Origin of the sequence: Enterococcus sp. AZ126 (assembly GCF_051714545.1) — a bacterium.
Taxonomy (GTDB): domain Bacteria; phylum Bacillota; class Bacilli; order Lactobacillales; family Enterococcaceae; genus Enterococcus_L.
In genome coordinates this window covers 533,176-547,486 of record NZ_JBIOSB010000001.1, presented here as the reverse complement: position 1 = coordinate 547,486, position 14,311 = coordinate 533,176, and the positions used below count along the sequence as shown (strand labels likewise).

The following is a 14,311-nucleotide window of genomic DNA, read 5'->3' as shown; positions in this document are numbered from 1 at the left end:
AAAAATAGTATACCACAAGTAAGCGCAATATAAATACCATTAGAAGCTAATGGCAAAATAGAAAATGAACCAAGTTAAATGACCTAAATATTTGAAAAAGTCTCATTTTTCTTCCGTAGACTTTGCAAGATGAGGTATAATAAACAAGAAGAAATAGAATCATGGACTTGGGGGATTGAAAAAATGGAGAAAAGAAGCAAAAAAAAATCAAACAAAACAGTGATTTTAGCTGTTAGCGGAGTCGTTTTAGCTGCGGCCGTAGTGGGAGGCTATTTTGCCTATAGCTCATGGCAAAAGGCACAAGAACTAAGTAAAGCAGAAAAATCTGCTAAGACGTTTTTAGACCATCTTTCAAAACAAGAATTTGAGAAATTTCCTGAGCTATTAAATGAAATTTCTGTAAAAGAAAGCGGCTATGACAACGATAAAGTCGTAGAAAAATACCAAACAGTTTTTTCAGGTATCCAAGCGGAAGGAATTAAAAGTAAAGAGATCAACGTAGCACAAGATAAAGAGGGACAGTATACGTTTACCTATAAATTAGAGATGACGACACCTTTAGGAAATTTAAAAGACCTATCCTATAAAACGACGATCAAAAAAGAAGGAGAACGTTATAAAATCAATTGGGCACCTAATCTGATTTTTCCAGAAATGGCTGGTCAAGATAAAATCTCAATTGGTATTGATACTGCAACAAGAGGAGAAATTGTCGATCGCAATGGTGAAGGATTAGCCGTTAATCAGGCTTTTGATCAGGTTGGGATCGTACCGGGCAAACTTGGGGAAGGTCAGGAAAAAACAGAGAATATCAAAGCGTTCAGTGATCAATTCAAAATTTCTGTCGAGGACATCGAGCAAATGCTCAAACAAGATTGGGTCAAGCCAGATGCGTTTGTTCCTTTGTCAATTTCTTTTGATCCAATAACAACCTTGCCAAAAGGAGCCGCTTCTCAAGATACAATTGTTCGTTATTACCCATTAAAGGAATCAGCTGCTCAATTGGTCGGATATGTCGGTAAGATCACAGCAGAAGATATCGAAAAAGATCCAACGTTGAGTAGTACTGGTGTAATTGGAAAAGTCGGATTGGAGCAAGCTTATGACAAGCAATTGCGCGGACAAGATGGCGGTAACATAACTATTACGGATGAAAACGGCAATGAGAAAAGTATCTTGCAAAAAACGGACAAAAAAGACGGCGAAAAAATCCAATTGACGATTGATAAAAATGTGCAATCACAAGCCTATGATATTTTTAATAATCGCCCGGGTAGTGCAGTTATTATGAATCCACAACAAGGTGATCTATTAGCGGCTGCTAGTTCTCCATCGTTTGATCCAAATAAGATGGCAAATGGAATTTCCCAAGCCGATTATGATGGCTATGCAAATAATGAAAATTTACCATTTACAGCTAGATTTGCGACAGGTTATGCTCCGGGTTCGACATTTAAAACAATTACTGGTGCGATTGGCTTAGATGCTGGCACCTTGAAGCCTGATGAAGAAATTGCGATCAATGGCTTAAAATGGCAAAAAGATGCTTCATGGGGTGATTATTTTGTCACTCGCGTGAAAGAAGCTAGCCCTGTAAATCTAAGAACCGCTCTAGTGAATTCTGACAATATTTATTTTGCGCAGCAAACATTGCGGATGGGAGAAGACACATTTAGAAAAGGATTAGACAAATTTATCTTTGGTGAGAAATTAGATTTATCAATTCCAATGAATCCTGCACAAATTTCTAATGAAGACAAATTCAATTCAGAGATTTTGTTAGCTGATACAGGTTACGGGCAAGGACAGTTGTTGGTTACACCAATACAGCAAGCAACAATGTATACGGTGTTTCAAAATGAAGGGAAACTGGTTTATCCAAAAATAGAGTTGAACAAAGAAACAAAAACAAAAGAAAATGTCATCAGTTCAAACGCAGCAAATACGATCGTAACTGATTTACTAGGCAGTGTAGAAGATGAGACCGGTTATGTCCACAATATGTATAATCCAGAGTTCTCTTTAGCAGCAAAAACAGGAACAGCTGAAATCAAAGACAAACAAGATACGGTTGGGAAAGAAAATAGTTTTCTATTAGCGATGGATCGAAGTAATAATCATTTTTCAGCTATGATCATGGTGGAAGATTCTAGAAAAAATGATACGGCAACAAATATCAGTAAACCATTGATCGATTATTTAGAGGCAAATATCAAGTAATAACAAAGCTAGGACAAAGCGTGACGGGCGTTTTTGTCCTTCTTTACTTTTAACCACTCGTTTTTTTACGAACGAATAAAAATATGCTACAATTAACCAATTAGATGAAAGAAAGGAACTTTTTTGTGCGAATTTTAGCAATTGATACCTCGAATCAGACATTGACAGTTGCTGTTTGTGAAGAGAAGAAGATAATAGGACAATACACAATCACAGTCAAAAGAAACCACAGCTTGACCTTGATGCCAGCAATTACCCAACTGGTGAAAGAGGTTGGATTAACACCAAATGATTTTGACCGCATTGTTGTGGCTCAAGGACCAGGATCATATACAGGGTTGCGAATAGGTGTAACAACGGCAAAAACATTAGCATATACATTGAAAAAAGAATTAGTAGGCATCTCTAGCTTAAAAACATTAGCTGCAAATTGTGTTATGGTAAAAGGGACGATCGTTCCGGTTTTTGATGCTAGAAGAAATAATGTATACACTGGAGCTTATGAATATGTCGATGGTATTTTGACAATGAGGATCGCTGATCGACACATTGCGATGGAAGAATGGCTAGAACAATTAAAAACAGTTGACCAGCTATACTTTGTCGGGGAAGATGTTGAAAAATTCCGTTTGCAAATCGAATCAGTAGTACCTCATGCAAAAATCTGTACAATTTCTGAATGGCAAATTCCAAATGGCGCAGTCTTAGCAGAGCTTGGTAGATTAGCTGAACCTGAAATTGATAGCCATCACTTTTTACCCAACTATTTAAAACGAGTAGAAGCTGAAGAAAACTGGCTAAAAGAACATACATCTGAGGTAGAAAACTATGTTGAAAAAATTTAATCTTTTTCATAATATTTTAGGAATCTTTTTTAAAAATCGTCCTTATGACGAGAAGACTGTAGAAATAGCCAATCAAGAGTATTTTGTTCGCGGCATCAATCTTGATGATATCAAAGATCTGCTTTCAATCGAAAGAGAAGTGTACGCTGGAGAATTACCTTGGACTAAAACAGCTTTTTTAGTTGAGCTCCAATCTTCAGATCCGCACCTGTACTTACTCATTCAAAAGGAAGGAAAAACGATAGGTTTTATAGGCTGTCGTATTTTTGGAAAAGATGCTCATATTACGAACGTTGCCGTTTTGACTCAAAACCAAGGCTGCGGAATCGGAAGCTTTTTGATTAGAGAAGTCCTTGATTTTGCAAGAGTCAATGAGTGTGAAAAGGTCTCTTTGGAAGTCAGAATCAGTAATAAAAATGCCCAGCGCGTTTATCGCCAACTTGATTTTGTCTCAAATACAATTAAACCGAACTATTATACAGAGAATAAAGAAGACGCCTTGGAAATGATTCTGTATTTAAATGAAGAGTGAAGCGATGTATTATTCCAAAAAACAATTACCAACACAAAAACTTGCCGAAAATCTTTGGTCGATAAGTGAAGGCTCCTATAGCAACGGCTCCCCATGGTCGACGGAACAATTTTGCGTTGACTTAGCTCAAAAAACGAGCGAATACCTTGTATTGATTAAAGAAGGTTGCTGGATCGGTTTTGTTAGCTATCATTTTGTTTTAGATGAAGCCGAGATTACCCATGTTGTGATTCATAAAGAATTTCAGCATAAAGGATACGGGAACAAACTGATAGATCAACTGATTCAAAAATTAGTTGAGCAAGAAATTTGTCAGGTCTTTTTAGAGGTTCGAGTCTCTAATACAAGCGCAAAAAAATTATATGAAAAAAAAGGATTCAAAACGATCGATCATCGGAAAGGCTATTATAGTCGCCCAAAAGAAGACGGAATCGTTATGTGTTTAAAAGTTAAGGAAGTGAATCAATGACTTTTTTTAATAAAGAAAGAAAATTACTATTAGCTATTGAAAGTAGTTGTGATGAAACAAGCGTTGCAGTTATTGAAGATGGTGCTGAAATTTTGTCGAATATCGTGGCTTCTCAGGTAAAAAGTCATCAACGTTTTGGTGGTGTTGTGCCAGAAGTTGCTAGTCGTCATCATGTAGAAGAAATTACTTTATGTATTGATGACGCTTTAGCAGCAGCAGAGGTAAAACCAAAGGATTTGAGTGGAGTAGCTGTTACATATGGGCCTGGTTTAGTTGGAGCTTTGTTGATTGGCATCTCTGCGGCTAAGGCATTTGCGTGGGCACATGATTTGCCATTGATTCCGGTCAATCATATGGCTGGACATATTTATGCTGCTCAGTTTGTGGAACCATTGCAGTTTCCGTTGATGGCTTTATTAGTCAGTGGTGGTCATACAGAATTAGTGTATATGAAAGAAACGGGTTCATTTGAAATAATTGGTGAAACAAGAGATGATGCTGCTGGTGAAGCATATGATAAAGTAGGTAGAGTGTTAGGTTTAACTTATCCAAGTGGTAAAGAGATCGACGAGTTGGCTCATCTTGGGCAAGATACGTATCATTTTCCTCGGGCAATGATCAAAGAGGACAATTATGATTTTAGTTTTAGTGGGTTGAAAAGTTCATTTATCAATACAGTTCATAATGCTGAACAACGTGGTGAAAAATTGATAGTTAAAGATTTAGCTGCGAGTTTTCAAGCAAGCGTCATCGATGTATTGGCAGCTAAAACAATTCGAGCCTGTAAAGAATACCCAGTCAAACAATTAGTGATGGCAGGCGGCGTTGCGGCGAATAAAGGATTACGTGATCGTTTTAGTAAAGAAGTAGCTAGTGAACTTCAAGACGTGACCTTCATTGTTCCACCGCTTAGATTATGTGGGGATAATGCGGCAATGATAGGTGCAGCAGCATTCATAGAAGCCGAAAAAGGACATTACGCAGATTATCATTTAAATGCAGATCCTAGTTTGTCCTTTATGAACATTTAAACTTAAAAATCAACAGACAAGACTAGGCATAGAGAAAAATATTTGCTATAATGAACCCAGTTTAATAATGATTCGTTGAAAAAGAGAGTACTTCATTAAAAATTGTCCAAGCGATTTCGGGAAGGTGGAAGCCGAAAATAGTTAAATGAAGGAAACGCACTTTCGAGAATCTGCTTATGCAGACGGCAGTCTACCGTTATTAGATTAAGTGGGTCCGGCAAACGAACGGACAATTAGAGTGGTACCGCGGGAAAATCTCGTCTCTGGTGTTTTTAACACTAGGGACTTTTTGTTGTGAATCACTACGACTGACTTAGTCAAAGTAGATTTTGAACAATACTTGGCGACTAAAAGGACGAAGTGATTTTATGATGCACGATCCAAGGTATCAGAAAGACACGTTGCCATACCAGAAACCATCAATCATCTAAATCACACACAGACAAAATGATGTTGTCGATTGCTCAAAAAGAAGAATTTTTGAACAAAAGTGATAATTAATTGTTGATCAATCTCTATCAAACAATAGAAAATCAATCATATAGGAGGATATCCATGAATAACAAAGAAATCGTAGCGAAAGCCATTTATGACGTAGTAAAAGAGGACCTTTCCTTAGAAACAGTTACACAATTATTGGAAAATCCAAAATCTGTCGACCATGGAGATGTCGCTTTTCCAGCATTTTCATTGGCAAAAGTTTACCGCAAAGCACCTCAACAAATCGCAGCTGAATTAGCAGAAAAAATCACAGGCACTGATTTTGAAAAAATCGAAGTAATTGGCCCCTATTTAAACTTTTTCATGAATAAAAAAATGGTCAGTCAGACAGTGATTGGTCAGATTGCCAAACAAAAAGGGCATTATGGAGACAGTTCGATTGGTGAAGGTAATGTACCGATCGACATGTCTTCACCTAATATTGCCAAACCAATTTCGATGGGACATCTTCGCTCTACAGTAATCGGAAATTCGATTGCGTTTATCCTTGAAAAAATTGGTTATTCACCTGTTCGTATCAACCATTTAGGCGATTGGGGGACACAATTTGGTAAACTGATTGTGGCATACAAAAAATGGGGATCAGAAGAATCCGTTAAAACAGCACCGATCACCGAATTATTGCGTCTATATGTACAGTTTCATGAAGAGGCTGAAACACAACCTGAACTAGATGAACAAGCGCGTGCTTGGTTTAAAAAACTAGAAGAAGGGGACCCTGTAGCCACTGAATTGTGGCAATGGTTCCGTACAGAGTCATTAAAAGAATTTGATAAAATTTATTCTATGCTGGAAGTTTCTTTTGATTCATATAATGGAGAAGCATTCTACAACGATAAAATGGCTGAAATTGTCACGATGTTAGAAGAAGAGCATCTGTTGCAAGAAAACCAAGGGGCTGAAATTGTCGATTTGTCAGCCTATGATCTAAATCCTGCGTTGATTAAAAAATCAGATGGTGCAACGCTGTACATTACACGTGATTTAGCCGCAGCTGTTTACCGCAAACGTACTTATGACTTTGCAAAATCAATCTATGTTGTCGGAAATGAGCAAAGTAATCACTTCAAGCAATTAAAGGCTGTTTTAAAAGAGCTTGGCTTTGATTGGTCTAAAGACATGCAACATGTACCATTTGGTTTGATCACACAAGGTGGTAAAAAATTATCGACGCGTAAAGGAAAAATTGTTTTACTAGAAGAAGTATTGAATGAAGCAGTTGAATTAGCGAATAAGCAAATTATGGAGAAAAATCCTGATTTACCTAATCGTGAAGAAGTGGCTAGACAGGTTGGAATCGGTTCTGTTATTTTTCACGACCTAAAAAATGATCGTTTGAATAATTTTGACTTTGTTTTAGAAGAAGTTGTCCGCTTTGAAGGAGAAACGGGACCTTATGTCCAATACACGCATGCTCGTGCAATGAGCATTTTAAGAAAAGCTGATTTCACTATCGATGAGACCAAAGTCTATGCACTAGATGATAAAGAGAGCTGGGAAGTCGTTAAACTATTGCAAAAATTCCCTGAAGTTGTTATGCAAGCAGCTGAGAAATATGAACCTTCAGTTATTGCCAAACATGCGATTCAAGTTGCTCAAGCATTTAATAAATATTATGCACATGTCAAAATCTTGACTGAAGATGAGCAAAAAGAATCACGTTTAGCGTTAGTTTATGGGATGGCGACTATTATTAAAGAAGATCTACGTTTGTTGGGTCTACATGCACCGAATGAAATGTAATAAGTAAATCAGTCAAAAAAATACCCGCAAAAGCGGGTATTTTTTAGTTGGTCCAGTGTTGTTGCATTTGATCCAGAAGGTCGATAACGTCCTTTGTTAAAAAGAGCGAACGCTTCGATTTTTTTCCTTCGATCATTTTGACCATATTTTCGATTTCATAATTCAAAGCCTGACTGCTATCACCTGAAATGATCGTCTCTACAGTACCATCATTAAAAAAGATTTTTGCTTCATCTGCCCGTGGATACTCGTTGATCACAATATAAGCATCTTCAAAAGCGACAATACCTTGTTTAGGCATTTTTGCTTGGAAACTTAATGACACAGTAGCCATTTCTGCTTCATTTTGTAAAATAGTGGCCGATTGTTCGTCTACACCAGTTGAAAATGGCTGCATAACAGAAGAAATAACTTTAGGTTGAGATGTAAGAAACCAACGAGCAAAAGAGACAGCATAAGTACCGATGTCTAAGAGAGCTCCACCAGCTAAATCAGGATTAAAAAAACGGTTTGTCGGATCAGGTTCTTTATAACTACCAAAAGGTGCTTGGATCATTTTTAATTTTCCAAATCGTTTAGAATCAATTTGGCTTCTTAGTTCTTGATATAAAGGCATGTTGAAAATAGTCATCGCTTCAGCTAACACTAAGCCTTTTTCTTCTGCTACTTTCATTGCTTCAGCCAATTCTTCGCTATTCATCGTAATCGCTTTTTCGCAAAGGACATGTTTACCTGCGACTAAGGCTTTTAAAATATGATCGATATGTTGACGATTTGGGACTGCAATGTAGATGATATCAATCGCTTCGTCTGCTAATAACTCTTCAAAAGAGCCGTAAGCTCTGGCGATATCATATTTTTTAGCAAATAGTTCAGCTTTAGCTAATGTTCTAGAGGCAACCGCTGTGATTTTGCTGTTTTTTTGCTGAAAACTTTCAGCGAAACTAGTTGCGATATCCCCAAGTCCAATGATGCCCCAGTTGTAATTGTTCATGAATGATCCCCCTAATTTACTTTTTATATTACTATTATACATGAGAAGCTCAAAATCGTGGCTTATTTTGGACAGAACTACAGAATTGTCTTATTATTTAGGTGAGAGAATGAAATGTTTCTTAAAAATATGGAAATAAATGATTCAAAGTAATGCATTTTTTTGCTATTTTCAGTAAAATAAATAAAGGAGGCGAATATCATGCACCAAATGTATATAGATATTCTTATCGATGCAATTATAGAGCAATTTGAAACAGAAGAACACTTTTACACGGAGTATCTTCAAACGACGAAAGAAAATTGGGAAAATTGGAAAAAAGGTAGAATTAATTTAACAAGAGAAGAAATGCAAAAAGTAAAAAACTTATTTTCTGATTATGAATGGATGTTGACACAAAAAATACTACGCCAAACGATTTTATTTCCTGAAAAAAGAAATATTGCCGTTTCAGAATACAAACGTTTAAAAACGTTGATTGCTAAAAAATGGTTGCAGTCTGGAGTAGGACTTGCCGAGTTGATACCGTCAAAAGCAAATAGTGAAGAAAAAGAACAAGCTTTTATTGAGTTGAAAGTAACAGTTTCGTATGGTGAATGGGGATTTGACGATATTGTAACTTTTCGATTACCAGCAACATTACAAGCACAGTTGAAAGGGTCAAAAGTTGAATTACTTGATTGGGTAAATGAAAACTTGATGGGTACTTACGTTGGTGAATAAGTAAGTAAGGAGTATTATTGTGAAACAAATTTTAGGAATTATATCCGTTATCATAGTATTAGGTGCTGTTATTTTTGTTCTTTTCGGTCATACTACACCAAAAGAGAAAACAAAAACGAGCAGCGATGAGACAAAAACGACAAGTACAATTGTTCCATCAACTTCATCTGAGATACAAACGAAAACATCGACAACCACGACTACAACAGCTGTTGATTGATTGTCAGGAAAAAAACTGATATAATCAGTCAGCGATTGTCCTAAACTGAAAAATTAGTGTAGGGATGAATACAAAACAAAGTAGGGAATGTATGAAAAGTCCAAGGTATAAGAAGAAAAAAAATAGAAAATCGAATTTACCAGCACTTTTTGCCGGTTTGTTGATCGTTGGTCTAGCGTTTATCTTTTCAATCAATGTATTATCAGACAGTTCAAAAAAAGAAGAAAAGTCTATTCAACAAAAAGAAGAAGTCTCAAAAGAGCAATTTATTGACAGAATAAGTCCGCATGCAAAAGAGCTACAAGATTCTTATGGCGTTTTACCCAGTATCATCATTGGTCAAGGGATTTTAGAATCGAATTGGGGACAAAGCACGCTTGCGTCAAAGTACAATAATTTGTTTGGGATCAAAGCATACGGAGAACAAAATAAGATCAACCTTGAGACTCGTGAATATATCAATGAAGAATGGATCGTTATTCAAGGGGACTTTAGGGTATATGATACGTGGGAAGAATCCATGGACGATCACACACGTTTATTTGTTAATGGTGTAACATGGGATCCACGTTTGTATGAAAATGTTCTTTTGGCAAAAGATTACAAAGAAGCTGCACGTGCTTTACAAGATGCAGGTTATGCAACAGATCCAACTTATGCAGACAAAGTCATTCATGTAATTGAGAGTTATGATCTCGATCAATATGATCATTAATCAAATGGAGGAAAAAGGAGTGGATGGAATGAATGAAAAGTTTGTACCAGAGATTGTGACACCTTTAAAACAAGATATCGTTCAAGTTCCAAAAGTGATTGCCCAGGCTAGCGGAATTCGAATTTTTGGTAAAAAAATAAAATCAATTATTTTTACGACAGATATCGCAATTATTAGAAATACAGATGCAAATGCAGTGATTGCAGTTTATCCATTCACGCCGCACCCGGCAATTACTAAAAGTATCATTGAAGCAGCCGATATCCCTGTTTTTTCAGGTGTTGGAGGTGGATTGACACAAGGACAGCGTTCTGCTTATATGAGTCTTTTTGCTGAAGCACAAGGTTCGATCGGCGTTGTTCTAAATGGACCGACCCCTGTCGAAACAGTTGAAATGGTTTGTGAAGTTGTTGATATTCCTGTAGTTAGTACGGTCACCTCAATTCACACGCCAATCGATGAAAAAATAGCGGCAGGTGTTACGATGATCAATATCAGTGCGGGAAAGGATACAGCTAAGACTGTTAAATTTTTCAGAGAGAAGTATCCGGAATTACCAATTATTGCGACTGGTGGACCGACGGATGAATCAATCACAGAAACGATTGACGCTGGAGCCAATGCAATCACGTATACACCGCCAAGTAATGGTGAGCTTTTTAGTCAAAAAATGAATAAATATAGAAATCTAGAAAAAGAAAATGATGCTTAAATAGAATAAATTAAATTTGTAATGTAACAACTGAGAATCAATGAGCCAAGACTAAACTATTTTATTAGTGTCTAGGGCTCGTTGATTCTTTTGATCTTGTTATAACTGGTTACAATTTGTCTTGAAAACGACATTTCGAAAATAGTATAAATAAAAAAATAGTTTTACTAACCGAAAATTAATTTGTTTTATGTTATGATTAAGGAAAATGATTTTAGGAGTGGGGAAAATATGAAAAAATATTGTTATGTGATGGGTGCGGCGCTATTGTTATTTGCTGCAAGTGGAGCATCTTTAGCAACTGAAGCGACAGAAACAATGAATGAGGAAGATTACCAAGCAGCGCTTGAATCAGGATTTACCGCGGAACAAATTCAGCAAATTCAAGAAATGCCTGATTTTTCTTTAGAAAATATTCAAGAAGAACCAGCAGCTAGAAGTATGATGCCATCTTCAACTACTCAGAAAAACCAAGTGGTCACTGAAGCGAAGAGACATTTAGGCAAACCCTATGCGTGGGGCGGCAAAGGACCTAATGTATTTGATTGCTCAGGATTAACACGTTATGTCTATTTACAGGTAACAGGAAAAAATATTGGTGATTATACCATACCTCAAGAAAAAGCTGGGGAACAAATCAGTGTTGCACAAGCGGAACCTGGTGATTTGTACTTTTGGGGTGCTAAAGGAAATACATACCATGTAGCGATTGCGATCGGTAATGGGCAATATATCCATGCACCAAATGAAAAAGAAGTAGTAAAAATCAATTCAACTGCTTACTTTAACCCAAGTTTTGCTGTGAGAGTCATTAAAAAAAATGACAATGATACTAATTTGAAAGCTCTAAGTTATAGAACTCATCTGGAATCTTTCGGCTGGGGGGATTACGTTGAGTCTGGTCAAACAAGTGGATCTGTCGGAAAATCAAAACGCTTAGAAGGTATTCAAATTAAACTTGATCCTTCTGTTAATGGGAATATCCAGTATAAGACACATATCCAAAGTATTGGTTGGCAAGATTGGAAATCAAACGATGGATTAAGTGGGACAACGGGCATGAAAAAAAGATTAGAAGCAATCCAAATTCAACTAAACGGTGGGGTAGCAACTAATTATGATATCCATTATCGTGTTCATTCTCAAACTTATGGTTGGCAAGCGTGGACTAAAAACGGTCAATCGGCTGGGACACAAGGTCTATCAAAACGTTTAGAAGCAATCGAAATAAAATTAGTGCCTAAAAATACTGCGTTACCCACTGGCGGAAATCCTGCTTTTATCAAAAAATAAATTCGTTGCGATCAATACTGATAGAGCGAGCTGATTTTTAGAATTAATGAGAGACTCTGTAAAATTTCAATGAAAAAAATCTTTTTTTATTGAAATTTTCAGAATTCTATACTATTGTATACTAATAACTAAAAGCTTATATATGATCATAATAAGGATGATCGTTTCTACCCAACACCGTAAATGTTGGTCTATAAGTGAAGAAGCGTCTTAGACCCTTTTTTGCTTATGCAGAAAAGGTTTTTTTGTTTTTATAGAAAATGTCACATAGAAAAAATGGTGAAGGAGTCAGATGAAATGGAAGAATTAGTGCAACGAATCAAAGAGGATGGGCATGTTTTGGGTGAAGGGGTTTTAAAAGTAGATAGTTTTGTTACCCATCAAGTAGCTCCTGATTTAATGGAGGCTATCGGCAATCGTTTTGCTGAAGTATTTGCAAAAGCTGGTATCACAAAGGTTGTTACAATCGAAGCTTCAGGGATTGCGCCGGCTCTTTTTGCAGCTAAAAAATTAGATGTACCGATGATTTTTGCACGTAAAGCAAAAAGTTTGACTATGGATGAAGAATTACTGACAACTTCTGTTTATTCGTTTACTAAACAAGTCACAAGTCAAATCTCCATTTCAAGAAAATTTTTATCTAACGAAGATAAAGTATTGATCATTGATGACTTTTTAGCAAATGGCCAAGCAGCAAAAGGATTAGTTGAATTATGCCAACAAGCAGGTGCTGAAGTTGACGGAATCGGTATTGTTATTGAAAAGTCTTTCCAAGATGGACGAGAATTATTAGAAGAAATGGGGATGCGTGTTGTATCATTAGCCCGTATTGCTTCTTTGAAAAATGGAGCAGTCGAGTTTCTTGAGGGGGATGCATAACTTGGAAAGTGAAAGAAAGCAAACCAAACAGATCGATCGACCAGAGACTGAAAATGGTAAGGCAGCAGTCTTAGGTCTCCAACATTTATTGGCGATGTATGCTGGAGCAGTTGCTGTACCATTGCTGATCGGAACGGGGTTGAATTTTAATTCAGAACAAATGACGTATTTGATTTCGATCGATATTTTTATGTGTGGAATTGCAACTTTACTGCAGTTGACTGTGAATAAATTTTTCGGAATAGGCTTACCTGTGGTTCTTGGTTGTGCGATTCAAGCAGTTGCACCATTGATTATGATTGGTAGTGATAAAGGTGTCGGTGCGATTTATGGCTCAATCATTGCTTCAGGGATTTTTGTTGTATTGATCTCGGGAATATTTTCCAAAATCAAAAAATTATTTCCTCCACTAGTCACTGGAACGGTTATTACTGTGATTGGCTTAACGCTGATACCAGTTGCGGTTGAAAAGATGGGTGGGGGACTAGCAAGTGATCCTAACTTTGGTGATGGCACAAATTTACTTCTGGCATTTGTAACGATTGGACTTATCATTATTATTCAAGTATGGGGTAGAGGATTCATCAAATCGATTGCTGTGTTAGTTGGTTTAGTCGGCGGCACTATTCTTGCAGCTATTTTAGGACAAGTAAATTTAGCGCCAGTTGGTGAGGCGACGTGGTTTCATTTTCCTCAGCCTTTTTACTTTGGTACGCCAACCTTTGATGTTTCTTCAATTGTATTGATGATCATTATTTCGATTGTTAGTATGGTTGAATCGACAGGTGTTTATTTTGCTCTGGGTGATATTACAGGTAAGCGTATCGGTGAAGAGGAATTGAAGAAAGGCTATCGTGCAGAAGGTTTAGCCGTTATTTTAGGTGGTATTTTCAATACATTCCCTTATACTGGTTTTTCTCAAAATGTTGGATTGGTCCAGCTTTCAGGTATCAAAACAAGAAAACCGATTTATTATTCTGCTTTTTTCTTGATTGCACTAGGCTTGTTACCGAAAGTTGGCGCGGTTGCTCAAATCATTCCAGAACCTGTGTTAGGGGGCGGAATGTTAGTGATGTTTGGGATGGTCGCGGTACAAGGCATGCGTATGTTGTCAAAAGTTGATTACAATAATGATAAAAATTTATTGATTATTGCGATTTCAATTGGTTTTGGATTAGGATTTAATATGCTTCCGACGCTGTTTCAGCAAATGCCGGAAACACTGAGAATGTTTACCGGAAATGGTATTGTTATGAGCAGTTTGACAGCGATTATTTTGAATTTATTGTTTAATGGTCTTAAAAGTGAAGAGAAATCTTAGAGTGTAAGAGATAGAAAAACCGGATGATTTTTCGGTTTTTCTTTTTATCATCGTTTAATGCGAACATTAATATTAAAAATAACTATAATATTCGATTTTATTTTGACACTCAA

General features: G+C 36.7%; 14 protein-coding genes, 1 riboswitch and 1 other annotated feature. Of the genes, 13 read left to right on the top strand and 1 reads right to left on the bottom strand.

Annotated elements, in window-relative coordinates:
* Nucleotides 1–183 precede the first annotated feature (183 nt).
* The 6 genes from pbp4 to argS all read left to right on the top strand — a co-directional run bounded on the left by pbp4 (nucleotide 184) and on the right by argS (nucleotide 7,341).
* Nucleotides 184–2,220: a penicillin-binding protein PBP4(5) gene (gene pbp4, locus IGI43_RS02670; RefSeq protein WP_438756279.1), complete on the top strand. Its 2,037-nt coding sequence runs from the start codon at nucleotides 184–186 to the stop codon at nucleotides 2,218–2,220.
* Nucleotides 2,221–2,345: 125 nt separating this feature from the next.
* Complete coding sequence (gene tsaB / locus IGI43_RS02665; protein ID WP_438756278.1) at nucleotides 2,346–3,065, top strand: tRNA (adenosine(37)-N6)-threonylcarbamoyltransferase complex dimerization subunit type 1 TsaB; 720 nt, start codon at nucleotides 2,346–2,348, stop codon at nucleotides 3,063–3,065.
* Entirely contained in the window at nucleotides 3,049–3,597 is a 549-nt protein-coding gene (rimI, locus tag IGI43_RS02660; RefSeq protein WP_438756277.1) for a ribosomal protein S18-alanine N-acetyltransferase, read from the top strand. The genes tsaB and rimI (IGI43_RS02660) overlap by 17 nt, the downstream gene beginning before the upstream one ends.
* 4 nt (nucleotides 3,598–3,601) lie before the next feature.
* Entirely contained in the window at nucleotides 3,602–4,066 is a 465-nt protein-coding gene (gene rimI / locus IGI43_RS02655; protein ID WP_438756275.1) for a ribosomal protein S18-alanine N-acetyltransferase, read from the top strand.
* A complete protein-coding gene (gene tsaD / locus IGI43_RS02650) occupies nucleotides 4,063–5,097 on the top strand; it encodes a tRNA (adenosine(37)-N6)-threonylcarbamoyltransferase complex transferase subunit TsaD (RefSeq protein WP_438756274.1) in 1,035 nt (344 codons plus the stop codon). Before rimI (IGI43_RS02655) ends, tsaD begins: the two co-directional genes overlap by 4 nt.
* A 66-nt stretch (nucleotides 5,098–5,163) precedes the next feature.
* Nucleotides 5,164–5,365, top strand: a binding site (T-box leader).
* Nucleotides 5,366–5,652: 287 nt separating this feature from the next.
* The gene (gene argS / locus IGI43_RS02645; RefSeq protein ID WP_438756273.1) at nucleotides 5,653–7,341 is read left to right on the top strand and encodes an arginine--tRNA ligase; all 1,689 of its coding nucleotides are present in this window, start codon (nucleotides 5,653–5,655) and stop codon (nucleotides 7,339–7,341) included.
* 43 nt (nucleotides 7,342–7,384) lie between these two features.
* Here the strand turns inward: argS and IGI43_RS02640 are convergent, their stop codons facing one another.
* Nucleotides 7,385–8,377 (bottom strand): Gfo/Idh/MocA family protein, encoded by a 993-nt coding sequence (locus tag IGI43_RS02640; protein ID WP_438756272.1) that lies wholly within the window; start codon nucleotides 8,375–8,377, stop codon nucleotides 7,385–7,387.
* A 159-nt stretch (nucleotides 8,378–8,536) separates the two neighbouring features.
* Here IGI43_RS02640 and IGI43_RS02635 point away from each other — a divergent pair, with 159 nt between their 5' ends.
* From IGI43_RS02635 to IGI43_RS02605, 7 genes are all read left to right on the top strand, one after another.
* Entirely contained in the window at nucleotides 8,537–9,058 is a 522-nt protein-coding gene (locus IGI43_RS02635; RefSeq protein ID WP_438756271.1) for a hypothetical protein, read from the top strand.
* 19 nt (nucleotides 9,059–9,077) lie between these two features.
* Entirely contained in the window at nucleotides 9,078–9,278 is a 201-nt protein-coding gene (locus IGI43_RS02630) for a hypothetical protein (RefSeq protein ID WP_438756269.1), read from the top strand.
* 91 nt (nucleotides 9,279–9,369) lie between these two features.
* Nucleotides 9,370–9,993 carry a glycoside hydrolase family 73 protein gene (locus tag IGI43_RS02625; protein ID WP_438756267.1) on the top strand — a complete coding sequence of 208 codons (624 nt, stop codon included), beginning with the start codon at nucleotides 9,370–9,372 and terminating at the stop codon, nucleotides 9,991–9,993.
* Nucleotides 9,994–10,021: 28 nt separating this feature from the next.
* Nucleotides 10,022–10,705, top strand: coding sequence for a hydrolase (locus tag IGI43_RS02620; protein WP_438756265.1), 684 nt, complete (start codon nucleotides 10,022–10,024; stop codon nucleotides 10,703–10,705).
* Between the two features lie 231 nt (nucleotides 10,706–10,936).
* Entirely contained in the window at nucleotides 10,937–11,998 is a 1,062-nt protein-coding gene (locus tag IGI43_RS02615) for an NlpC/P60 family protein (RefSeq protein WP_438756263.1), read from the top strand.
* A 116-nt stretch (nucleotides 11,999–12,114) separates the two neighbouring features.
* Nucleotides 12,115–12,212, top strand: a riboswitch (purine riboswitch).
* 83 nt (nucleotides 12,213–12,295) lie between these two features.
* Entirely contained in the window at nucleotides 12,296–12,877 is a 582-nt protein-coding gene (locus tag IGI43_RS02610; protein WP_438756261.1) for a xanthine phosphoribosyltransferase, read from the top strand.
* Between the two features lies 1 nt (nucleotide 12,878).
* Nucleotides 12,879–14,198: a nucleobase:cation symporter-2 family protein gene (locus IGI43_RS02605; protein WP_438756259.1), complete on the top strand. Its 1,320-nt coding sequence runs from the start codon at nucleotides 12,879–12,881 to the stop codon at nucleotides 14,196–14,198.
* Nucleotides 14,199–14,311: the final 113 nt, after the last annotated feature.